This is a genomic window from Burkholderia sp. 572 (assembly GCF_040545135.1).
In the GTDB taxonomy this organism is placed as follows: Bacteria; Pseudomonadota; Gammaproteobacteria; order Burkholderiales; family Burkholderiaceae; genus Burkholderia; species Burkholderia cepacia.
The window spans coordinates 229,072-250,160 of record NZ_JBEPLH010000010.1; the positions used below are offsets into that span (position 1 = coordinate 229,072).

The 21,089-nt window shown below is 69.4% G+C and carries 18 protein-coding genes; 10 read left to right on the top strand and 8 right to left on the bottom strand.

Annotated features, from left to right (window positions below):
* Positions 1 to 109 precede the first annotated feature (109 nt).
* Together sodC and apbC are read right to left on the bottom strand one after the other, a co-directional pair.
* On the bottom strand, positions 110 to 646 hold the full coding sequence (gene sodC / locus ABIC51_RS20750; protein WP_027786736.1) for a superoxide dismutase [Cu-Zn]: 537 nt from the start codon (positions 644 to 646) through the stop codon (positions 110 to 112).
* 133 nt (positions 647 to 779) lie between these two features.
* On the bottom strand, positions 780 to 1,871 hold the full coding sequence (gene apbC, locus ABIC51_RS20755; RefSeq protein WP_175898235.1) for an iron-sulfur cluster carrier protein ApbC: 1,092 nt from the start codon (positions 1,869 to 1,871) through the stop codon (positions 780 to 782).
* A gap of 351 nt (positions 1,872 to 2,222) precedes the next feature.
* On the opposite strand from apbC, the gene ABIC51_RS20760 reads away from it, so the two are divergent.
* Positions 2,223 to 2,867: a YiaD family glycine zipper/OmpA-like lipoprotein gene (locus tag ABIC51_RS20760; protein WP_021163796.1), complete on the top strand. Its 645-nt coding sequence runs from the start codon at positions 2,223 to 2,225 to the stop codon at positions 2,865 to 2,867.
* A 376-nt stretch (positions 2,868 to 3,243) separates the two neighbouring features.
* Entirely contained in the window at positions 3,244 to 5,397 is a 2,154-nt protein-coding gene (gene metG / locus ABIC51_RS20765; RefSeq protein ID WP_048022566.1) for a methionine--tRNA ligase, read from the top strand.
* Between the two features lie 67 nt (positions 5,398 to 5,464).
* Here the strand turns inward: metG and ABIC51_RS20770 are convergent, their stop codons facing one another.
* The gene (locus ABIC51_RS20770; RefSeq protein ID WP_354006612.1) at positions 5,465 to 9,556 is read right to left on the bottom strand and encodes a translocation/assembly module TamB domain-containing protein; all 4,092 of its coding nucleotides are present in this window, start codon (positions 9,554 to 9,556) and stop codon (positions 5,465 to 5,467) included.
* Between the two features lie 25 nt (positions 9,557 to 9,581).
* Positions 9,582 to 11,396, bottom strand: coding sequence for an autotransporter assembly complex protein TamA (locus ABIC51_RS20775; protein ID WP_060083238.1), 1,815 nt, complete (start codon positions 11,394 to 11,396; stop codon positions 9,582 to 9,584).
* A gap of 266 nt (positions 11,397 to 11,662) precedes the next feature.
* On the opposite strand from ABIC51_RS20775, the gene ABIC51_RS20780 reads away from it, so the two are divergent.
* The 4 genes from ABIC51_RS20780 to panD all read left to right on the top strand — a co-directional run bounded on the left by ABIC51_RS20780 (position 11,663) and on the right by panD (position 14,272).
* On the top strand, positions 11,663 to 11,851 hold the full coding sequence (locus tag ABIC51_RS20780; protein WP_006478107.1) for a DUF3460 family protein: 189 nt from the start codon (positions 11,663 to 11,665) through the stop codon (positions 11,849 to 11,851).
* A gap of 4 nt (positions 11,852 to 11,855) precedes the next feature.
* On the top strand, positions 11,856 to 12,728 hold the full coding sequence (locus ABIC51_RS20785; RefSeq protein ID WP_021164248.1) for a segregation and condensation protein A: 873 nt from the start codon (positions 11,856 to 11,858) through the stop codon (positions 12,726 to 12,728).
* A gap of 273 nt (positions 12,729 to 13,001) precedes the next feature.
* Entirely contained in the window at positions 13,002 to 13,841 is an 840-nt protein-coding gene (gene panC, locus ABIC51_RS20790; protein WP_175898233.1) for a pantoate--beta-alanine ligase, read from the top strand.
* A 44-nt stretch (positions 13,842 to 13,885) separates the two neighbouring features.
* The gene (gene panD / locus ABIC51_RS20795) at positions 13,886 to 14,272 is read left to right on the top strand and encodes an aspartate 1-decarboxylase (RefSeq protein ID WP_021164250.1); all 387 of its coding nucleotides are present in this window, start codon (positions 13,886 to 13,888) and stop codon (positions 14,270 to 14,272) included.
* 143 nt (positions 14,273 to 14,415) lie between these two features.
* On the opposite strand, the gene ABIC51_RS20800 is transcribed toward panD, so the two are convergent.
* The 4 genes from ABIC51_RS20800 to ABIC51_RS20815 all read right to left on the bottom strand — a co-directional run bounded on the left by ABIC51_RS20800 (position 14,416) and on the right by ABIC51_RS20815 (position 17,526).
* Positions 14,416 to 15,084: a ParA family protein gene (locus ABIC51_RS20800; RefSeq protein WP_175898232.1), complete on the bottom strand. Its 669-nt coding sequence runs from the start codon at positions 15,082 to 15,084 to the stop codon at positions 14,416 to 14,418.
* Positions 15,085 to 15,220: 136 nt separating this feature from the next.
* Positions 15,221 to 15,634, bottom strand: a complete 414-nt coding sequence (locus ABIC51_RS20805) for a DoxX family protein (RefSeq protein WP_027786730.1) — start codon at positions 15,632 to 15,634, stop codon at positions 15,221 to 15,223.
* A 149-nt stretch (positions 15,635 to 15,783) separates the two neighbouring features.
* The gene (locus tag ABIC51_RS20810) at positions 15,784 to 15,924 is read right to left on the bottom strand and encodes a hypothetical protein (RefSeq protein WP_166741928.1); all 141 of its coding nucleotides are present in this window, start codon (positions 15,922 to 15,924) and stop codon (positions 15,784 to 15,786) included.
* An 81-nt stretch (positions 15,925 to 16,005) separates the two neighbouring features.
* Positions 16,006 to 17,526, bottom strand: coding sequence for a cobyric acid synthase (locus ABIC51_RS20815; protein WP_175898231.1), 1,521 nt, complete (start codon positions 17,524 to 17,526; stop codon positions 16,006 to 16,008).
* Between the two features lie 74 nt (positions 17,527 to 17,600).
* Here ABIC51_RS20815 and cobU point away from each other — a divergent pair, with 74 nt between their 5' ends.
* Genes cobU through ABIC51_RS20835 form a run of 4 tightly spaced genes read left to right on the top strand, consistent with a single transcriptional unit; the run spans position 17,601 to position 21,019 of the window.
* Entirely contained in the window at positions 17,601 to 18,155 is a 555-nt protein-coding gene (cobU, locus tag ABIC51_RS20820; protein WP_027786728.1) for a bifunctional adenosylcobinamide kinase/adenosylcobinamide-phosphate guanylyltransferase, read from the top strand.
* Entirely contained in the window at positions 18,149 to 19,093 is a 945-nt protein-coding gene (gene cbiB, locus ABIC51_RS20825) for an adenosylcobinamide-phosphate synthase CbiB (RefSeq protein ID WP_175855079.1), read from the top strand. The genes cobU and cbiB overlap by 7 nt, the downstream gene beginning before the upstream one ends.
* Entirely contained in the window at positions 19,086 to 20,105 is a 1,020-nt protein-coding gene (gene cobD, locus ABIC51_RS20830) for a threonine-phosphate decarboxylase CobD (RefSeq protein WP_175810172.1), read from the top strand. Before cbiB ends, cobD begins: the two co-directional genes overlap by 8 nt.
* Positions 20,102 to 21,019 (top strand): cobalamin-binding protein, encoded by a 918-nt coding sequence (locus tag ABIC51_RS20835; RefSeq protein WP_175898230.1) that lies wholly within the window; start codon positions 20,102 to 20,104, stop codon positions 21,017 to 21,019. Before cobD ends, ABIC51_RS20835 begins: the two co-directional genes overlap by 4 nt.
* Positions 21,020 to 21,089 lie beyond the last annotated feature (70 nt).

A 21,089-nucleotide genomic window follows, 5' to 3' on the forward strand; every position in this document is an offset into this window, starting at 1 on the left:
GGGGCGCCTGGAAACGCTGCGTGACGGTCAGGGAGGGCCGCTCGCGCGAGACGGCGGCCGGGAAAGGCGGACATTTTACGCGATCATCGGCGCACGCACGCGGCGGCCGTCAACGGATCACGCCGCAGGCGAGCGCGGGCCCCGCGCCATGCTGCGGAAACGCGGGATCGCTCGAGTCGCGGTGCACCAGCGCCGCGCGGTTCATCGCCGAGCGCACGCCATCGAGGGCCAGATCGGGCGCGACGATGAAGCCGGCCGCGACGCCGTTCGCGTCCGCATGGATGTTGCCGAGATCGCCGGCGACGCGGGCGCCCGCGCGCAGCCGGTCGGCGGCCGGCGCGAACACCTGGCCGGCGCTCGAGCCGTCGCCCGCGTTGCAGTCGCCGCGTTCATGCACCTGTAGCGCGTGATCGCTGTTGGGCGGAAGGCCGGCCAGGTTGTACGTGACCTGAACGCCGTCCGGACGCTCGACGAACGTCACCGCGCCGCGCGCCTGCGAGCCGACCGTCGGCTGCAGTTGTGCGTCGGCCCGTTTTTCGTGCGACGAGGAAAAGGAGGTGCAGCCGGCCAGCAGGCCCAGCGCGGCGGCGGCCAGCAGCGCGTACCGCACGCGGCCGGCGCGCACGCCGTGATGTCGTTGTTTCATTCGATCCTCATGCCGGCTGGCGGCCGTTTGACACGACGGCCGCGCCGGGCGGGTAAAGGGACCCGGGAAAAGTCGCCATGATACCGCGCCTCGCGGCGCCGTAAACAGCGTGAGGCCCCGCCCCGCAAGGGTTTTACGTATTTTGAACAACGATCGACGGAAACTTCGACGTCATGTCGCGCGAACGCTCGGCAATCGCCAGTGCGACGCCGCGCGCGATGTCGCGGTAACGACGGGCCAGCGCGCCTTCGGGATCGGCCGCGACCGTCGGCGTGCCGCTGTCGGCCCGCTCGCGGATCGCGATGTCGAGCGGCAGGCTGCCGAGCACGTTCACGTCGTAATCCTTAGCCATCCGCTCGGCCCCGCCGGCGCCGAAGATGTGTTCTTCGTGGCCGCAGTTCGAACAGATGTGGATGCTCATGTTCTCGACGATGCCGAGGATCGGAATCCCGACCTTCTCGAACATCTTCAGGCCCTTCTTCGCGTCGAGCAGCGCGATGTCCTGCGGCGTCGTGACGATCACCGCGCCCGTGACCGGCACGCGCTGCGCGAGCGTGAGCTGGATGTCGCCCGTGCCGGGCGGCATGTCGACGATCAGGTAGTCGAGCTCGCGCCAGTTGGTCTGGCGCAGCAGTTGCTCGAGCGCGGAGGTCGCCATCGGGCCGCGCCACACCATCGGGTTGTCTTCCTCGATCAGGAAGCCGATCGAGTTCGCCTGCAGCCCGTGGCCGACGAGCGGATTCATCGACTGGTTGTCGGGCGACTCGGGGCGCTGGCCGTGGATGCCGAGCATCGTCGGCAGCGACGGGCCGTAGATGTCGGCGTCGAGAATGCCGACCGACGCGCCTTCGGCGGAGAGCGCGAGTGCGAGGTTGACGGCCGTCGTGCTCTTGCCGACACCGCCCTTGCCCGACGCGACCGCCACGATGTTCTTCACGTTCGGCAGCAGTTTCACGCCACGCTGCACCGTGTGCGCGACGATCTCCTGCGACACGGCGACGCGCGCGTCGCGTACGCCGGGCACGGCCTGGAGCGCCGCGGTGACGCGTGCGCGCACGTCGTCGTGCTGGCTGCGCGCGGGATAACCGAGCACCACGTCGAGCGCCACGACGTCGCCGTCGATCGCGACGTTGCGCACGCCCTTGTTCGCCGCATACGGACGGCCGGTATTGGGGTCGACGACAGCCGCCAAAGCGGCGTCGACTTGTGCCCGGTCAATGCTCATCGAAACTCCGTGAAAACGTTTTTCTCGCGCGCAAACGTCAAAAAATATCAAATTACGCTGCGAAAATCGGGAAAAGTGAAAGAATCTGTTGCACGCCATTGCGCGAACGCGCGACCCGGCGCACTCTTCGCCTGCGGCATGCTATGGGGCCAAATCGGCCACCAACCGCCTATATTGTAGAGGCTGACGCGTCGCACTGCCCGAACAGCCACGCTGACGGACAGGGCATGCGGCCACCTCGGCGGCTGCCGCTGGCGCAGGCCTGTCCTCCTTTTTCGGGCGGCCCGCGCGTGGAGCCGTAACTGTTGTTGTCGTCGTTGTCGACTCGTTCAACCAAGAGAGGAATCCAAGATGAACATGAAAATCGCGACCCGTCTGTCCGTCTTCGCATTGGCCGGCGCACTGCTGGCAGGCTGCGCCACGCAGCAAGGCAACAATACGGCCGTCGGTACCGGCACGGGTGCGGCGCTGGGCGCAGGCATCGGCGCGCTGGCGGGCGGCGGCAAGGGCGCGGCGATCGGCGCGGGCGTCGGCGCACTGGTCGGCGGCGTGACGGGTTACAACTGGCAGGCGATCAAGAACAAGCTCGCGCCGTCGGCAGCCAAGACGGGTACGCAGGTGACCGAGCAGCCGGACGGCTCGCTGAAGCTGAACGTGCCGAGCTCGGTGACGTTCGCGACGAACCAGTACGCGATCACGCCGGCCTTCACGCCGCTGCTGAACGACCTGGCGACGACGCTGAACCAGAACCCGCAAGTGACGGCATCGATCGTCGGCTACACGGACAGCACGGGTTCGCAGCAGCTGAACCAGACGCTGTCGCAGAACCGTGCGCAGAGCGTCGTCAACGCGCTCGTGCAGCGCGGCGTTGCCGGCGGCCGCCTGTCGGCACAGGGCATGGGCCCGTCGAACCCGATCGCGGACAACGCGACGGAAGCCGGCCGCGCACAGAACCGCCGCGTCGAAATCTACCTGCGCGCAGCACAGGCGCAGTAAGCGCACGACGAGGGGAAGGCGCGGGCCCGCCGCCCGCGCAGCCCCGCCGGACAAGACTTCCGGCGGAGCCGGTAACAAATCGAAAAAATTTTCGAACTTCTGTCGCAGGCCGTGGTCAGTATTTACGGTACGCGGCTGGTGTTGCCGGCGCGTCACCATTCTCCTCTTGTCGTTGTTGCTCCGGGGCCGTATCCGCCCCGGTTTTTTTTGCCCGCAGAATTCGTGCTGCGCCGCAGCATGTCACCGCCGGGCACGCCGCTTGCGCGGCCCCGCCCGTTCCGGCGCCCGGTCAGCGGCGCCCTGCCCGCGTCGCCGGCGCGCGCCCCTGCTAGAATCGCAGTTTCCCGTCGTTTTCCGCCGTTCCTCTACAGACCCTATGTCCGCATCCGACCTCACTTCCGTGCAGGCTGCGGCGCCGCAAGGTGGCCGCCAGATCCTCGTTACGTCCGCACTGCCCTATGCCAACGGGCAGATCCACATCGGCCACCTGGTCGAGTACATCCAGACCGACATCTGGGTGCGGACGCTGCGAATGCATGGCCATGAGGTCTACTACATCGGCGCCGACGACACGCACGGCACGCCGATCATGCTGCGCGCGGAGAAGGAAGGCCTGACCCCGAAGCAACTGATCGACCGCGTGTGGACCGAGCACAAGCGCGACTTCGACAGCTTCGGCGTGTCGTTCGACAATTTCTACTCGACCGATTCGGACGAGAACCGCGTGCTGAGCGAGAAGATCTACGTCGCGCTGCAGGAAGCCGGTTTCATCGCCGAGCGCGAGATCGAGCAGGCGTACGATCCCGTCAAGGAAATGTTCCTGCCCGACCGCTTCATCAAGGGCGAGTGCCCGAAGTGCCACGCGAAGGACCAGTACGGCGACAACTGCGAAGTGTGCGGCTCGACCTACCTGCCGACCGAACTGCTGAACCCGTATTCGGTCGTGTCGGGCGCGACGCCGGTGCGCAAGACGTCGAAGCACTACTTCTTCCGCCTGTCCGATCCGCGCTGCGAAACGTTCCTGCGCGAATGGGTGAGCGGCCTCGCGCAGCCCGAAGCGACCAACAAGATGCGCGAATGGCTCGGCGACGCCGGCGAGGCCAAGCTCGCCGACTGGGACATCTCGCGTGACGCGCCGTACTTCGGTTTCGAGATCCCGGGCGCGCCCGGCAAGTATTTCTACGTGTGGCTCGACGCGCCGGTCGGCTACTACGCGAGCTTCAAGAACCTGTGCGACCGCAACGGCGTCGACTTCGACGCGTGGATCCGCCCGGGCTCGACCACCGAGCAGTATCACTTCATCGGCAAGGACATCCTGTACTTCCACACGCTGTTCTGGCCCGCGATGCTCGAGTTCTCGGGCCACCGCACGCCGACCAACGTGTTCGCGCACGGCTTCCTGACGGTCGACGGCGCGAAGATGTCGAAGTCGCGCGGCACGTTCATCACCGCGCAGAGCTACATCGACACGGGCCTGAACCCCGAATGGCTGCGCTACTACTTCGCCGCGAAGCTGAACGCGACGATGGAAGACATCGACCTGAACCTCGACGATTTCCAGGCGCGCGTGAACAGCGATCTCGTCGGCAAGTACGTGAACATCGCGAGCCGCGCGGCAGGCTTCCTGATCAAGCGCTTCGACGGCCGGGTGCAGGACAGCGCGATGAACCATCCGCTCGTCGTGAAGCTGCGCGATGCGATTCCCGGGATCGCCGCGCACTACGAAGCACGCGAGTACGGCCGCGCGCTGCGCCACACGATGGAGCTCGCGGACGAAGTGAACGCGTACGTCGACGGCGCCAAACCGTGGGATCTCGCGAAGGATCCGGCCAACGCGGTCGCGCTGCACGAAACCTGCAGCGTGAGCCTCGAGTCCTTCCGCCTGCTGTCGCTCGCGCTGAAGCCGGTGATGCCGCGCGTGGCCGAGGCCGTCGAGTCGTTCTTCGGGATCGCGCCGCTCGCATGGGCCGATGCCGCGAAGCCGCTGTCGTCGGAACAGCCGATCAAGGCGTACCAGCACCTGATGACGCGCGTCGACCCGAAGCAGATCGAGGCATTGCTCGCCGCGAACCGAGATTCGCTGCAGGCCGAGGCCACCGGCGCGGCCGCCGCGAGCGCGAACGCCGCCAAGGAGGCGAAGAACGCCAAGGCGAACGCGAAGCCGGCCGCCGTGAACGGCGCCGACGATGCCCCCATCTCGATCGACGATTTCGCGAAGATCGACCTGCGCATCGCGAAGATCGTCGCGTGCCAGGCCGTCGAGGGTTCGGACAAGCTGCTGCAGCTCACGCTCGACGTCGGCGAGGAAAAGACCCGCAACGTGTTCTCGGGCATCAAGTCCGCGTACCAGCCCGAGCAGCTCGTGGGCAAGCTGACCGTGATGGTCGCGAACCTCGCGCCGCGCAAGATGAAGTTCGGCCTGTCCGAAGGGATGGTGCTCGCCGCGTCGGCCACCGACGAGAAGGCGGAACCGGGCCTCTACATCCTCGAGCCGCACAGCGGCGCGAAGCCCGGCATGCGCGTGAAGTAAGCCGAACGCGCTGCCGCTGGCGCGAAACAAAGCCCCGCACGATTCGTTTCGTGCGGGGCTTTTTCATTCATGGCTGCTCGGCACGCCGCGCCCGCGCCGCGTCGCTGCCGAACCACCGGTCGAAACGCCGCGTGTAGTTCAGGTCGACGCCCTGGAACGTGCCGCCGTACGCGGACACGGACCAGAAGCGCGTCAGGTTGATCGTCGCCTTGAACGCGTTGCTCGCCGACTGCAGCCCCTGCTCGAAGCCGAGCACGAACCGCTCGTTGATCGCCTTCGACACCAGCACGACCTGCGGGTCCGTCAGGCCCACTTCGCTGCGGCCGACCGAGACCTCGTCGAGACCGAAGGTCTGCGCGACGCGCTTGCCGGTCACGCTGCCGAGCAGCCCGAGCGCCGCCGTCATCGTGCCCTGCTGACCGACGTTGTTGCCCTGGTCGGTGCCGTGCCCGAACAGCAGCCACGACAGCTTTTCGTTGTCCGTGACGTTCGGTTCCGACACCAGCTTGACCGTCAGCGACTGGATCGTGCCCGTGACCTGCACGCCGGCCTCGACTTCCTGGTTGCGCCGCATCGCGAGGATGTTGACGCCCGGGTTCGACACGGGGCCGTTGAAGGTGAAGAAGCCGTTCTCGATCGCGAGCTTGCGGCCGAACGACGTGTACGTCGATCCTTCGGTCACACGCACGTTGCCGACCGCGCGCAGCGGCACGCCCGGCGCGCTCATCACGGTAATCGTGCCGCGCAGCCCGAGATCCGCGCCGTGCCCCTTGAAGCGGAAGTTGTTGCCGAGGCCGATATCGATGTTCGCGCGCGGCGCGAGCGACGGCGCCGGTTTGTCCGCGGCCGGCTTCGGCTTGGCAACGGCGGTGCCGGTCGGCGTCTCGCCGCGCACCGTGCCGTCGGGTTGCACGATCACCACGTCGTCCGACAGGTGCGGCGCCGACTCCTCGGGCAGGTCGAACAGTGCGCGATCGACGACGAACTTGCCGTCGATCGACAGCGCGCCGCGCGGCCCGTCGTTCGCGACCGTCGCCTTGCCCGACAGCGACAGCTTCCGGTCCGGCGCCGCGAACAGCTCGAGCTTGTCCGCGACGATGCTCGCGGTCAGGTCGGGCGCCTCGCCGTCGAGACGCACGCGGCCAAGTGCGCGCAGCGTGCCGTCGCCGCCGTGGAACTCGACCTGCTGGAATTCGACGAGGTTTTCCGACAGCTTGATGCGCACGATGCCGTCCTTCAGCTGCACGCCCTGGTCGACGAGCGTCGCGGACAGGTCGTCGCCCGTCAGCATCCCCGACAGGTTCGGCTTCGCCGGCGTGCCCGCGACGGTCAGCTTCAGCGCCGCGCGCCCGCCGAGCAGATAGCTCGGCCCGAACAGGTTGCCGGTCGTCTTCAGCGCCGGGACGTCGACGTCGATGCGGCCCGACAGCGGGCCATCGTCGACCACGCCGAACATGCCGTCGCGCAGCGCGAACGGCACGGTGACGTTCGCATCGAGCGTGCCGATCCGGTTCGCCTTCGCGAGCGCCGTCACGTTGAGCCGATTGCCGGGCGTGAAGTTCGCGCGCGCGGACAGGTCGGTCAGCCCCAGCGACGCGATGCCGCGCCCGCTCTCGATCGTCACGTCGCCGCCCCGCCGCTTCACCTGCACATGGCCGGTCGAGTTCGCGCCGAGCGAGAAATCCCAGTCGGCGTCGAGCACGACGTCGGTTCGCACCGGCGGCCGCTGGCCCGTCAGCTCCTGGCGGACCTCGAGGAAACGCGCGACCGACACGCCGCTCACTGAGCCCGCCGAGCGCATCTGGCCGTGATCGAACACGAACGACTTCAGGTCGATCGCCGCGCCCTCGAGCGTGAGCCGCGTCGCGCCGAGCGTCACGCGGCCGGCACCGGCCGATACGGTCAGCGGCGCCTGCAGCGCGACGGCCGGCGTGCCGCGGTTCGCGAGCCGCGTCACGGTACCGTCCCAGCGCATCCCGTCGCGGCTCTCGACCACGCCGCCGTTCGCCGCGAGCGTCAAGTCGATCACGCGGCCGCCGGCCGTCCCGAGCGCCGACGCGTCGAGCGTGTGCTTCGCGCGCGTGCCGTCGAGGTTCGCGCGCAGCGATTTCAGATTCAGCGAACCGAGCGCGAGGTCGGTCGCGTCGGCCGTGAACACGAGGGCGCCGTGCGCGCCGTCGCGGATGTCCGCGCGGCCCTGCGCGGCGCCGATCCGGTTCGAGCCGACGACGACGTGCTCGGCCTTGTAGGTGGCCGTCACGTTCGGGTGCGCGAAGCTGCCGGTCAGGTCGCCCTGCGCCTGCACGAGCCCTTCCACGCCGAAGCCGAGCCGGTCGAGCTGCGGCGCGTCGATGACGAAGCGCAGCCGGTCGCCGGGCGCCCCGAAGCTGCCGCGCAGGTCGACATGATTACCGGCGATCGACAGGTTCGCGTTGCTCGGCAGGATCCGCGAGCCGGCGAGCTGCACGACGCCGGCGCCGGTCAGCGGCACGCCGTCGTACAGGCTGTCGCCGAGCTTGAAGGTCGCCTTCGTCGACACCTGCGGCGCGAATGCGCCCGACGCCGTCAGCGTGCCCGACACGCGCGTCTCGCCGCGCCTGGGCGGCGCCTTCGCGACCTTGACAGGCGCCTTGCCGCTGCCGGCCTTCGGCGCGCTCTGCGCGGCGAGCAGCAGCGGATCGAATCCGGTCAGCGTCGCCTTCGCGTCGTAGCTCGAATGCGCATCGTGGCGGAACACGCCCGTCAGGTCGATGCGGCCCTTGCCCGCCGTCACGCGTGCGTCGGTCAGCACGGTCTGCTGCGGCGTCAGCGCAACCTTCGCGCGTGCGCCGAGCGCGAGCTTCGGATCGTTCAGGTTGAAGTCAACGGTCGTCACGCCGGCCGCAAGCGTCACGCCGAGCGGGCCGCCCAGGCGCATCGGCCGCAGCTCGGCGACGAAGGCGTTCAGGTCGAGGTTCGCGACCTTCAGGTCGAAGCGGCCCTTGCCGCCTGTCAGCGTGCCGTTGCCCGTCACGCTGCCGTCACGGATCAGCTTCAGCGCGAGCGCGTCGATCCGCTGCGCGTGCGCGTCGAGATGCACGTTCGCGTGCGCGTCGATCACCGGCAACAGGTGATCGCCGAGCGTGCCGGGCTTCGCGTTGACGATCGACACCGGGCCCGTCACCGCGAACCCCTTTGCGGGCGCCGAGCCGGCCGGCGCGGTCACGGGTGCGAGTTCCGCGCGCACCGCGAGATCGGCGGCCGGCGCGCCGGGCGCGAGCGCCTGCGGGTTCACGTGATCGAACGCGAGCGACGCGCGCGTGAGCGGCACCGCGCCGAACGGCGCGGCCTCGACGTGCGCGCGCCCGTTCAGCTTCATCCCGCTCGCGTCGACTTCCGCGACGAGCGCCTCGAGCGAGCCCGACACGCGAGCACGCGCATCGACCGGTTCGTCGGCCAGCTTGCCTGAGTAAGTGGCCTCCCCCGTCAGCGCGAACGGCTTCACGCCGTCGAGTTTCGCGCGCGCGGTCAGCGCGCCGTACGGCGTATCGACGCCGTCGAGCACGAGTTCATGGTGACGACCGTCGCTGCGGCCGTTCAGCGCGAGATGGTCGAGCTGCGTCGTCGAGCCGCCGTCGTGGATCGCCAGGTGATCGACGCGCAGGTCGTCGATCCGCAACTGCAGCGGCAGGCTCAGGTCCTGCGGCGTCGTACTCGGCGTCGACGGCCCCGGCGGGATCCGCACGTCGATCGTGCCGGCGCGAAGATACGCGATGGACAGACGCCACGGCGCGCGGGTCAATGCCCAGCGGCCGTCGAGCCGGTCGATGCGGATTTCGGTACCGGTGCCGTCGGGGCTCGTCCAGGCGAACCCGCGCAACCGCACGCCGGTCGCGAGCGAGCCGCCGTCGAGCGTGCCCGCGAGCCGCGTGCCGAGCACGCGCTCCGCCACCTGCCACGCGAGCCGCGTGCCGTGCTCGGTCGTCACCGCGGCCAGCACGAGCCCGACGGCCAGCACGACGAGCAGCACGACCGTCGCGAGCGTCCATGCGACGAACCGCCCGATGCGCGCGACGGGCCCGCGGCGCGGCGCGCGCGGCGGCGCGTCGGGCGCGCCGCCGGGCGTGTCCGGATCGCCAGGCGGCGGCGTGTCGTTCGTATCGTTCGGGTCCTTCGTCATGCGGTTCGTCGATGAAGCGGTACGTTCAGAAAGCGATGCCGAGCGTCAGGTACGGGCGCACGCTATGGTTGCGCAACCCGTACGCGACGTCGACGTTGATCGGGCCGACGGGGCTGCGCCAGCGCGCGCCGACGCCGACGCCCGGGTAGAACACGCGTTCGCCCCACGCATCGGTGGCCGTGCCGATGTCGAAGAACGTCGCGGCGCCCCAGTCGCGGTTGAACCAGTGCTGGTATTCGGCGGTGCCCGTCATCAGGTACTTGGTCGGCAGGACGGAACCGTCGACGCTGTTGCCGATGCTCTGGTAACCGTAGCCGCGCACCGAGTTCGAGCCGCCCGCGCGGAACAGCAGCGACGCCGGCACGCCGGTCGAGCTGCCGCTCGTGAACACGCCGCCGAGCTCCGCGCGGAACACGAACAGGTCGCGCTTGCCGACCGGCAGGTACTGCTGGCCGCGCGCGTAGCCGCGGATGAAGGTCTGGTCGGTCAGCACGCCCTTGACCGCGAAGCCGGCCTCCGCGTGGATCAGGTTGCCCGAACGCGGGAACAGCGGATCGTCGACGTTGCGGCGCGTCCATGCCCATTGCGGCACGAGCGCGCGGCTCGTGGTCGGCCCCGCGCTGTTCTGGTCGAGCCGGTCCTGGTAGTACATCAGCGAATACGAATAGTCGATGAACTGGCCCGTGCGCGTGCGCTGCACGCCGACCCGCGCGCTGTAGATGCGCGTATCCGACACGTTGGTGTTCGTGTACGACGCGAGCACGCTGTTGGTCCAACCCTTCTCGCCCGGCGGCATCGACAGCTGGACCTGCCCGTATTGCTGGATCTGGTCGAGCCGGCCCGACACGGTCAGCGGCCACGCGGCGCCGAACGTGTCGAGATACGTGTAGGAGCCCTGCACATGCGGCCCGGTGTCGGTCGCGAAGCCGACGCCGCCGCGGATGTTGTTGTACGGGAACTCGCTGACCTTCACGTGCACGGGCGTGCGCTCGGGCTTCGCCGTATCGTCGCCGACGTCGATCGCGACGCTCGCGTAGTACGGCGTGTTCTGCAACTGCCGCTGCAATTCGGTGATCCGCTGCACGTCGTAGATCTCGCCTTCCGACAGCGGATTGACGTTCGTGACGATCTTCTCCGGATAGCGCCGCACACCGTCGACGTCGACCTTGCCGATCGTGAACGTCGGACCGCTGTCGAACGTGACCGCGAGCGTCGCGCGCTGCGTGCGCGGATCGATGCGCGCCTCCGACGACGCGATCTTCGCGCCGAGATAACGACGCGACTGCAGTTGCCTGAGCGCCGCGCCCTTCGCGCCGTCCCAGTCGGACTGCGTGAACGGGTCGCCCGGCTTCAGCGAAAACGCGAAACGGGTCGCGGCTTCCTGCTTCGGATCCTCGGTGTCGACGGGCCCCTTGAAGGTCAGGTCGACGCTCGACACGACGGTCTGCTTGCCCGGATCGACCGCGATGCGCACGTCGCGCTTGCCGTCGCGCGTGCGCACGTCGGTGCGCACGACCGGCGAGAAATACCCGGCCGTCGCGGTCAGGTCGCGCACCTGCTGCGGGGTGGCCGTCACGAGGAAGTCGAACTGGTCGTCGCTGATGTCGTCGCGCTTCGCGAAGCGCGCGATGTCGAGGTGCGTCTTGAGCAGCTTGCGAACCGAGCGCGGCGCGTCGATGTCGACGTCGTACTTCGCGTGGGCCGGCAGCGCGAAGCACGCGGCCAGGCAACCCGCGAGGGTCGCCCGTGCGGCACGGGCCGCGGCGCCGGCGCGATTGCGTTCCACGCGCGGGCCCGCGTCATGTGCCGGATGTGCTTGCTGGTTCGACTGCCCCGCCAAATATGACCTCGCCCTCGGTTGTCACGGTTTTGTGGAAAACCCTGTATTTGACCACAGCGTGCCGGCGCCAAAGCTTAATGTTTGTAAACCGCCGCGCGAGCGCGCGTGGCCGCGGCGTCATGCCCGGCGGTGCGCTTGCGGCCGCCGGCTGCGCGCCAACCCGCGGATTCGACGCGCGATTGCCGCCGGCCGTTCCCGCGATGCGGTAAAATCCCGCCATCGTGAATCCGGCGCATCGTGCGCCGCCCGAAACGGAAAATCCAGCCATGCCGTACCAGTCCGATGTCACGCAGTTCCTGAACCAGCTCAAGCAACAGAAGCCGACGCTCGAGGAAGAGCAGCGCAAGGGCCGTTCCCTGCTGTGGGACAAGCAGCCGATCGACCTCGAAGAGCGCGCCGAGCAGCAGGAATCGCGCGTGAAGCAAACGTCGTACGTCTACTACCAGAACTTCTGACGACGTGAGCGCCGCCGACGAGGCCAGCGCCGCCCGCCAGGACGACGCGATCGCCGCGCCCGCGGGCGCCGATTCGACGCCCGACACGGTCGACGGTGTCGCGGCATTCGCTCGCCTGTACGGCGAGCCGCTGTTCAAGCTGCCGCAGGATCTCTACATCCCGCCCGATGCGCTCGAGGTGTTCCTCGAGACCTTCGAAGGCCCGCTCGACCTGCTGCTCTACCTGATCCGCAAGCAGAACTTCAACGTGCTCGACATCCCGATGGCGCAGGTCACCGCGCAATATCTGGGCTACGTCGACCAGATCCGCACGTCGAACCTCGAGCTCGCGGCCGAGTACCTGCTGATGGCCGCGATGCTGATCGAGATCAAGTCGCGGATGCTGCTGCCGGTCAAGAAGGCCGACACCGGCGAGGAAGCCGAGGATCCGCGCGCCGAACTCGTGCGCCGCCTGCTCGAATACGAGCAGATGAAGCTCGCCGCGCAGCGGCTCGACCAGTTGCCGCAGCTCGGCCGCGACTTCCTGCGCGCCGAGGTCTATATCGAGCAGAGCGTCACGCCGCGCTTCCCCGACGTGAATTCGGACGACCTGCGCGCCGCATGGGCCGACGTGCTCAAGCGCGCGAAGCTCGTCCAGCACCACAAGATCTCCCGCGAGGAGCTGTCGGTGCGGGAGCACATGAGCCTGATCCTGCGCCGGCTGCAGAACGCGCGTTTCATGGAATTCGCCGAGCTGTTCGACACGTCGCGCGGCGTGCCGGTCGTCGTCGTGAATTTCATCGCGATGCTCGAACTCGCGCGCGAATCGCTCCTCGAGATCACGCAGGCCGAGCCGTTCGCGCCGATCTACGTGCGTCTCGCGTACCTGCCCGCGTAACCGGCCTGGCGCCCGCGTCCGCCCTTCCCGCCCCCCGATTCATTCCGGCACACGTGCCGCCTCGCCGCAGCCCGACGCGACTGAGCGTGCCGCTGCCGGCACGCCCGATTAAAAAGTGAACGACCGTACTTTTTTCGATGCGTTTGGCGGCCAAATCCTCTACAATCCGCCGACGCCCGATGCGCCGCCCGCGCGCCGGCGTTCTCCGCTTCGACCCCGACGCCGCTGCTGCGGCGCCAACGCGCGCATGCGCGAGGAAACCGCTACCCGATCATGAAAGTCATCAGCTCGATCCAGGAACTGCGCGACCAGTTGCGTGGACAGAACCGCACGGCGTTCGTGCCGACGATGGGCAACCTGCACGAAGGGCACCTGTCGCTGATGCGCCTCGCGCGCCAGCACGGCGACCCGGTCGTGGCGAGCATCTTCGTCAACCGGCTGCAATTCGGCCCGAACGAGGATTTCGACAAGTACCCGCGCACGCTCCGGGACGATATCGAGAAGCTGCAGCAGGAAAACGTCTACGTGCTGTTCGCGCCGACCGAGCGCGACATGTACCCGGAACCGCAGGAATACCGCGTGCTGCCGCCGGACGACCTCGGCGGCATTCTCGAGGGTGAATTCCGGCCCGGCTTCTTCGCCGGCGTGTGCACGGTCGTCACGAAGCTGATGTCCTGCGTGCAGCCGCGCGTCGCCGTGTTCGGCAAGAAGGATTACCAGCAGCTGATGATCGTGCGCCGGATGTGCCAGCAGCTCGCGCTGCCGGTCGAGATCATCGCGGCCGAAACCGTGCGCGACGAGGACGGCCTCGCGCTGTCGTCGCGCAACCGCTACCTGACGACCGACGAGCGCAAGGAAGCGCCCGAACTCGCGAAAACGCTGCAGCGCGTGCGCGACAGCGTGCTCGGCGGCGAACGCGACCTCGGCAAGCTCGAGCATCACGCGCGCACGCACCTGGCCGAGCGCGGCTGGGCGCCCGACTACATCGCGATCCGCCGCCGCGCGAACCTGATCGCACCGAGCGCCGCCGAACTCGAAGCCGGCGAGCCGCTCGTCGTGCTCGCGGCCGCGAAGCTCGGCGCGACGCGCCTGATCGACAACCTGGAAATCTGACGGGCCGCCCGCCCGCGCCTCTCACGACGCATCACGGAGACACCATGCAGCGCCACATGCTCAAATCGAAGATCCACCGCGCGGCCGTCACGCACTGCGAGCTGCACTACGAAGGCTCGTGCGCGATCGACGAAGACCTGCTCGAAGCGGCCGGCCTCATCGAAAACGAACGGATCGACATCTGGAACATCAACAACGGCGAGCGTTTCTCGACGTACGCGATCAAGGGCGAGCGCGGCAGCGGGATGATCTCGCTGAACGGCTCGGCCGCGCGTCGCGCGCAGCTCGGCGACCTCGTGATCATCGCGGCATTCGCGATGGTCGACGAAGCCGAGATTCAGGCCGGCTGGAAGCCGAAGCTCGTGTTCATCGACGACGGCAACAAGATCAAGGGCCACCGCGATCACGTGCCGACGCAGAACTGGACCTGACCTGACTGACCGGCCGCCCGCGTGCCGCTGCGCGCGGGAGCGGCTGTGCCGCTTGCGGTCGAAGGGTCGAAGGGCCGGATGCCGTGTGCCACGGGATCCGGCCCTTTCTCATTTCCCCGCGTACCGGCCCTGCGGCCGCGCGATCAGGACGCCTTGGCGGCCCTCTCCGTCTTCTCGGCCTTCGGCGCGCGGCGTTCGGCCCATTCGACGATCGGCCGCCACTGTTCGAGATCCTTCTCGACCCGGCTCTTCGCGACGTCCCACAGCGTGAGGCCGTGCGCGGCGATCTGCACGTAGTTCTGCGTGTCGCGCACGTAGCCGAGCACCGGCAGGCCGAGCCCTTCGACGAACCGGTGAAGCTGGTCCGACGAGCGCGTGCGCACATCGACCCGCATCCCGACGATCCCGACCTCGACGCTGCCCTTGCGCACGGCCTTCTCGCCGGCGAGGCGCTCCAGAAACTGCTGCGTGGCCAGAATATCGAACATCGACGGCTGCAGCGGCACGATCACCTTGTCGGCCAGTTGCAGCGCGACGTTGAGCCGGTTGCCGTGCAGCCCGGCCGGCGTATCGATCACCGCATATTCGAGGCCGCGCGGCGGCTTCGTCGGCGCGTCCGGATCGAGGTCCCATGCCTCGATTGCCGGCAGTCCGGCCGGCCGAAGCTCGAGCCACGCATGCGCGGACTGCTGCCGGTCCAGGTCGGCAAGCGCGACCCACGCGCCCTGCGCCGCGAAATAGCCGGCAAGATTGGTGGACAGCGTGCTCTTCCCCACGCCGCCCTTCGGATTCGCCACCACGATCACCGTCATGAATTCCCCCGAAAAAGCCGCGCGGCCCCTGCCGCAGGGCAGGCGCCGCTCGATTGCGGATACAGGGAGCGATGATATCGGCAAACGGGGTGTCACCGGAACGGGTTGCGCCGCGCCGTGTACGCCGATTTACCCATTACGCACGCTGGACCGCGGCTTCCCGTGCGCCGAGCGCGAACGCGCCGCCGCCCAGCAGCGCCTGCACGGCGAGCGTGACGGCCCAGAACGCCGGGTATTCCCAGCCGCCGTTCGGCGACGCGAAGCTCCAGCCGTTCGGCAGATGCGCGGCGGTCGCGCCGAGCATGAACGGCAGCAGCACCAGCGCGGCGACGCGCACGCGGAAGCCCGCGAGCAGCGCCAGGCCGCCCGCCAGTTCGACGAACGTCGTCAGGTACGCGAGCCAGCCCGGCAGGCCGATCGACGCGAAGAACTGCGCGGTGCCGGGCAGCGTGAAGACGAACACCTTCTGCGCGACGTGCGCGAGGTACAGTACGCCGAGCGCGACGCGCAGCAGGGTCGCGGCGAAATCGTTGAGGCGATTGGGGTTCATGGCGAATTCCTTCGTGAGTGGTGTGAATGGATCGCACTCTATTCGAATCGATTCAACCGATAAACGCGCCAATTCGCTTTAACTGATTCCCGGATGGAATCAATCGGGACATAAAAAGGGGCATGACCGATCATGCCCCGCGACCTGCTTCAGTAACCGCTCTTGCCTTGTGTGGCGTCGCCGGAACCGGACTGGCCGCCGCCCGGTGCGTACGAATCGCACGCGTGCGCAACCGCCGACACGCCCAGCAGCGCCGCGAGCAGCACGCTCCACCACCATCGAGCCTTCATCGTCGCACTCCTCCAGGCGGACATCCGCCCTCCTGTGTTGTATGCGATCCGGCGGAAAAAGCGAGCACGGCCCGGCCCGCGTCAACGAAACTCGGCGTACAGCGCGTCGAGATCGAGATGGTCGGCGAACGAGTCGGCCAGCCGCTCGAGCGATGCCTCGCGCAACGCCGGATAGTCGATGCGCGCCGCGCCGTCGAGCCCGGCCCACGCGAGCAGCGCCGCGCATGCGTCGGGCGAGTCGAACAGCCCGTGCACGTAGGTCGCGAGGATCTGGCCATCGGCGGACACCGCGCCGTCCGGGCGCGTGGCGTCGGAGGCGTCGGAGGCGGCGGGTGCGGCGTCGGCTGCCAGCGTCAGCGCGGGCGACGCGAGCGCGGGCCCGTGCGTATCGCCCATGTGGATCTCGTAGCCGCGCACGGCCGCCCCGCCCGGCAGCGCGAGATGCCCGGTCACGTTCTTCAGCGTCTTGTCGCGCTGCAGGGTCGTGTCGAAATCGAGCAGCCCGAGCCCCGGCACGCTGCCGGGCGCCCCTTCGAGGCCGAGCGGATCGTCGAGCGTGCGGCCGAGCATCTGCATCCCGCCGCAGATGCCGATCACCTTGCCGCCGTAGCGCAGATGGCGACGGATCAGCGTGTCCCAGCCCGCGTCGCGCAGCCATGCGAGATCGCACTGCACGCTCTTCGAACCGGGCAGGATCAGGAGGTCGGCGTCCGGGACGGGACCGCTCTTCCAGTACGTGAATTCGACCTGCGGATGCGCGCGCAGCGGGTCGAAATCGGTGTGGTTGCTGATGCGCGGCAGCGCCGGCACGACAACGCGCAGCAGGCCGGCATCGCCGCGTGCGGCGGCACTGCGCGCCTGTGCGGGCAGCATGTCCTCGGCGTCGAGCAGCAGGCCGTGCAGGTACGGCAGCACGCCGAACACGGGCTTGCCCGTCTGCGCACGCAGCCAGTCGAGCCCCGGCTCGAGCAGCTTGACGTCGCCGCGGAAGCGGTTGATCACGAAGCCGCGCACGCGTGCGCGCTCGCTGTCCGACAGGCACGCGAGCGTGCCGACCAGGTGCGCGAACACGCCGCCGCGGTCGATGTCGGCGACGAGCACGACCGGGCAGTCGACGCGTTCGGCAAACCCCATGTTCGCGATGTCGCCTTCGCGCAGGTTGATCTCGGCCGGGCTCCCCGCGCCCTCGACGATCACCGTGTCGTAGCCGGCGCGCAGGCGCGCGTACGACTCGAGCACCGCTTCGAACGCGACCGGCTTATAGCCGTGATACGCGCGTGCATCGAGGTTCATGCGCGCCTTGCCGTGAATGATCACCTGCGCGCCGCGGTCGCTCGTCGGCTTCAGCAGCACGGGGTTGAAATCCGTATGCGGCGCAACGCCCGCGGCCAGCGCCTGCAGTGCCTGCGCGCGGCCGATTTCGCCGCCGTCGGCCGTCACCGCGCTGTTGAGCGCCATGTTCTGCGGCTTGAACGGCGCAACGCGCGCGCCGCCGCGGCGCGCCAGCCGGCACAAGCCCGCGACCAGCGTGCTCTTGCCCGCGTCGGACGTCGTGCCCTGGATCATCAGCGTGCCGCGCGGCCGCGGCTCGGGTGCATTCATCGTGTAAAGGTCGTCGCGAAGCAAAGCCCGCATTATCCCCCGCGCCGGTATGCCCGCGCCGTTACAATCACGCGATGATTCCGCACGACCTCACCTTCGTCCTCGGCGGCGCACGCTCGGGCAAGAGCGCGCACGCCGAGCGCCTCGCCGCCGACAGCGGCCGCCCCGTCACCTACATCGCCACCGCAACCGCCGCCGATGCCGAATTCGCGCAGCGCATCGCGCACCACCGCGCGCGCCGGCCGGCCGCCTGGGGCTTCGCCGACGCACCCGTCGACCTCGCCGGCACGCTCGCGCGGCTCGACGATCCGCACGCGTGCCTGCTCGTCGACTGCCTGACGCTGTGGCTCACGAACCTGCTGTGCCCGGCCGACGGCGAACCGCTCGACGATGCGCAGTACGCGGCGCAGGTCGACCGGCTCGAGCACGCGTTGCGCGGCGCGCGCGCGAAGGTGATCGTCGTCAGCAACGAGATCGGGCTCGGCGTCGTGCCGCTCGGGTCGGTCACGCGCCGCTACGTCGACGAACTCGGGCGCCTGAACCAGCGTGTCGCCGCCCTCGCGACGCGCGTGACGCTGCTCGTCGCCGGGCTGCCGCTCGACCTCAAGACGGGAGCGCCGTCATGCTGATGCTGTCGCTGCCCGTAGTCGCGATGTTCGCGGTCGCGGCCGCGATCATCGACCGCGCGATCGGCGAACCGGCCGGCTGGCATCCGCTCGTCGCGTTCGGCCGCCTCGCCGCGCGCATCGAAGGCGCGCTGAACACGGGCCGGCGCGGCCGCGTGGTCGGCGTCGCCGCATGGATCGCGGCGGTCGTGCCGCCGGTCGCCGTCGCGGCATGGCTCGCGGCCGAGCTGCCATGGCCGCTCGCGGCCGCGCTGCACATCGCCCTGCTGTGGTTCGCACTCGGCGCGAAAAGCCTCGCCGACCACGTCGCGCCGATCGCCGCGGCGCTGCTGCGACGCGACCTCGGCGCCGCCCGCACGCTCACCGCGCGCATCGTGTCGCGCGACACGAGCGACGCGGACGAAGGCGCGCTGTCGCGTGCGGCCGTCGAATCCGCGCTCGAGAACGGCAACGACGCGATCTTCGGCGCGCTGTTCTGGTTCGTCGTCGCAGGCGGCCCCGGCGCGCTGCTGTTCCGGCTCGCGAACACGCTCGACGCGATGTGGGGCTACCGCACGCCGCGCTTCCTGACCTTCGGCTGGGCCGCCGCGCGCCTCGACGACGCGCTCAACTGGATTCCCGCGCGCCTGACGGCCGCGAGCTACGCGCTGCTCGGCGACACGGCCGCCGCATGGCGCTGCTGGCGCACGCAGGCACGCCACTGGGACAGCCCGAACGCGGGCCCGGTGATGGCCGCCGGCGCCGGCAGCCTGAACGTGCAGCTGGGCGGCCCGGCCGTCTATCACGGCGAGATCGAGGATCGTCCCGCGCTCGGCACCGGCGCGACGGCGAGCGCCGTCCATATCGTCGCCGCGTTGTCGCTCGTCACGCGCACGCTTGCCCTGTGGCTCGCGCTGCTGGTCGCGAGCGGCGCACTCGTCATGGCCACCCATCATGTCTGACACCCGCATCACGCACGGCGGCAACCTGCACGAAGCCGCACGCCGCCACGGCATTCCGTACGACACGTGGCTCGACCTGTCGACCGGCATCAATCCGGTCGGCTATCCGGTGCCGCCCGTCCCGGCCGACGCGTGGCGCCGGCTGCCCGACGACGGCGACGGCCTCGCGGTCTGCGCCGCGCAGTACTATCACGCGCCCGATCCCGCGCACGTACTGCCGGTGGCCGGCAGCCAGGCTGCGATCCGCGCATTGCCCGCGCTGCTGCCGGCCGGCGACGCCGGCGTCGCGACGCTCGCGTACGGCGAATACGCACCCGCTTTCGCGCGACACGGCCATCGCGTCGTCGCGCTCGACGTCGGCACCGATACGCTGCCTGCGACGCTGCGCCACGTCATCGTCGGGAATCCGAATAATCCGACCGCCGAATTCGTGCCGGCCGAACGCCTGCTCGGCTGGCATGCGCAACTGGCGGCGCGCGGCGGCACGCTGATCGTCGACGAGGCGTTCGCCGATACGGGTGCGACGCAGTCGCTCGCGCCGCAGGTCGATCGCCCGGGGCTCGTCGTGCTGCGTTCGGTCGGCAAGTTCTTCGGGCTCGCCGGCATCCGCGCAGGCTTCGTGCTCGCGTGCCCCGGCCAGATCGTCGCGCTGCGCGACATGCTCGGCGCCTGGACGGTCGGCGGCCCCGCGCGCCATGCGGTCGCCGCGGCGTTCGCCGATCGCGCATGGCAGGCCGCCGCCCGCGAGCGGCTCGCGGCCGACGGCGAGCGGCTGGCCGCACTGCTGCGCGCGCACGGCTTCGCGGCCCGCGCGACGCCGCTCTTCAGCTGGACCGACGACCCGCGGGCAGCGGCACTGCATGCGGCACTCGCGGCACGCGGAATCTGGACGCGGTACTTCCCGACTCCGTCGAGCGTACGCGTCGGCCTGCCGGGCAGCGAAGCCGAATGGCAGCGCCTCGGCGACGCACTCGCGCACTGCGTGCCGCTGCTGCAACGGGAATCCGCATGATTCCGCGCCTGTTGCACCGGCTGACACCGGTCGCGATGCTGACCGCACTCGCTCACGCACCGCTCGTCCACGCCAACGTCACGACGCGCGACGACGCCGGCAACACCGTCACGCTGCCGGCACCCGCGCAGCGCGTGATCAGCCTCGCGCCGCACGCGACCGAGCTCGTCTACGCGGCCGGCGGCGGCGCGAAGCTCGTCGGCACGGTCACGTACAGCGACTATCCGCCCGCCGCGCGGGCGATACCGCGCGTCGGCGACAACAAGGCGCTCGACCTCGAGCGGATCGCCGCGCTGAAGCCCGACCTGATCGTCGTCTGGCGGCACGGCAACGCCGAGCGGCAGACCGACGCGCTGCGCGCATTGCATATCCCGCTGTTCTTCAGCGAACCGAAGCACCTCGACGACGTATCGTCGTCGCTGCGCCGGCTCGGCACGCTGCTCGGCACGCAACCGGCCGCCGATACGGCCGCGGCCGCCTATACGCGCGACATCGCCGCGCTGCGCGCACGTTATGCCGCGCGGGCGCCCGTCACGATGTTCTTCCAGGTCTGGGACCGGCCGCTGATGACGCTCAATGGCGCGCACCTGATCAACGACGTGATCGAGCTGTGCGGCGGCCGCAACGTGTTCGCCTCGCTCAGGCCGCTCGTGCCGACCGTCACCGACGAGGCCGTGCTCGTGGCCAATCCGGAAGCGATCGTCACGACGAGCGCGGGTGCGTCGCGTACGGACGAACCGTTGCCGAGCCTCGCGCGCTGGCGCACGTGGCCCGCGCTGACGGCGGTGGCGCGCAACAACCTGTTCGCGATCGACGGCGATCTGCTGACGCGGCCGTCGCCGCGGATCGCGCAGGGCGCGGCCGCGCTGTGCGAGGATCTCGAAGCCGCGCGTGGGCGGCGGCCGGCGCGCTGAGTTCCGGCGGCTTGAGCGCCCGTCGCGCACCTGTCGGTGTTTGAGACAGATCGACCGCGCGCCGCGTCGT

Bases quoted from the DNA above. Each gene is read 5' to 3' on its own strand.
- sodC (WP_027786736.1), bottom strand. From the start codon at position 646: ATGAAACAACGACATCACGGCGTGCGCGCCGGCCGCGTGCGGTACGCG.
- apbC (WP_175898235.1), bottom strand. From the start codon at position 1,871: ATGAGCATTGACCGGGCACAAGTCGACGCCGCTTTGGCGGCTGTCGTC.
- ABIC51_RS20760 (WP_021163796.1), top strand. From the start codon at position 2,223: ATGAACATGAAAATCGCGACCCGTCTGTCCGTCTTCGCATTGGCCGGC.
- metG (WP_048022566.1), top strand. From the start codon at position 3,244: ATGTCCGCATCCGACCTCACTTCCGTGCAGGCTGCGGCGCCGCAAGGT.
- ABIC51_RS20770 (WP_354006612.1), bottom strand. From the start codon at position 9,556: ATGACGAAGGACCCGAACGATACGAACGACACGCCGCCGCCTGGCGAT.
- ABIC51_RS20780 (WP_006478107.1), top strand. From the start codon at position 11,663: ATGCCGTACCAGTCCGATGTCACGCAGTTCCTGAACCAGCTCAAGCAA.
- panC (WP_175898233.1), top strand. From the start codon at position 13,002: ATGAAAGTCATCAGCTCGATCCAGGAACTGCGCGACCAGTTGCGTGGA.
- panD (WP_021164250.1), top strand. From the start codon at position 13,886: ATGCAGCGCCACATGCTCAAATCGAAGATCCACCGCGCGGCCGTCACG.
- ABIC51_RS20800 (WP_175898232.1), bottom strand. From the start codon at position 15,084: ATGACGGTGATCGTGGTGGCGAATCCGAAGGGCGGCGTGGGGAAGAGC.
- ABIC51_RS20805 (WP_027786730.1), bottom strand. From the start codon at position 15,634: ATGAACCCCAATCGCCTCAACGATTTCGCCGCGACCCTGCTGCGCGTC.
- ABIC51_RS20810 (WP_166741928.1), bottom strand. From the start codon at position 15,924: ATGAAGGCTCGATGGTGGTGGAGCGTGCTGCTCGCGGCGCTGCTGGGC.
- ABIC51_RS20815 (WP_175898231.1), bottom strand. From the start codon at position 17,526: ATGAATGCACCCGAGCCGCGGCCGCGCGGCACGCTGATGATCCAGGGC.
- cobU (WP_027786728.1), top strand. From the start codon at position 17,601: ATGATTCCGCACGACCTCACCTTCGTCCTCGGCGGCGCACGCTCGGGC.
- cbiB (WP_175855079.1), top strand. From the start codon at position 18,149: ATGCTGATGCTGTCGCTGCCCGTAGTCGCGATGTTCGCGGTCGCGGCC.
- cobD (WP_175810172.1), top strand. From the start codon at position 19,086: ATGTCTGACACCCGCATCACGCACGGCGGCAACCTGCACGAAGCCGCA.
- ABIC51_RS20835 (WP_175898230.1), top strand. From the start codon at position 20,102: ATGATTCCGCGCCTGTTGCACCGGCTGACACCGGTCGCGATGCTGACC.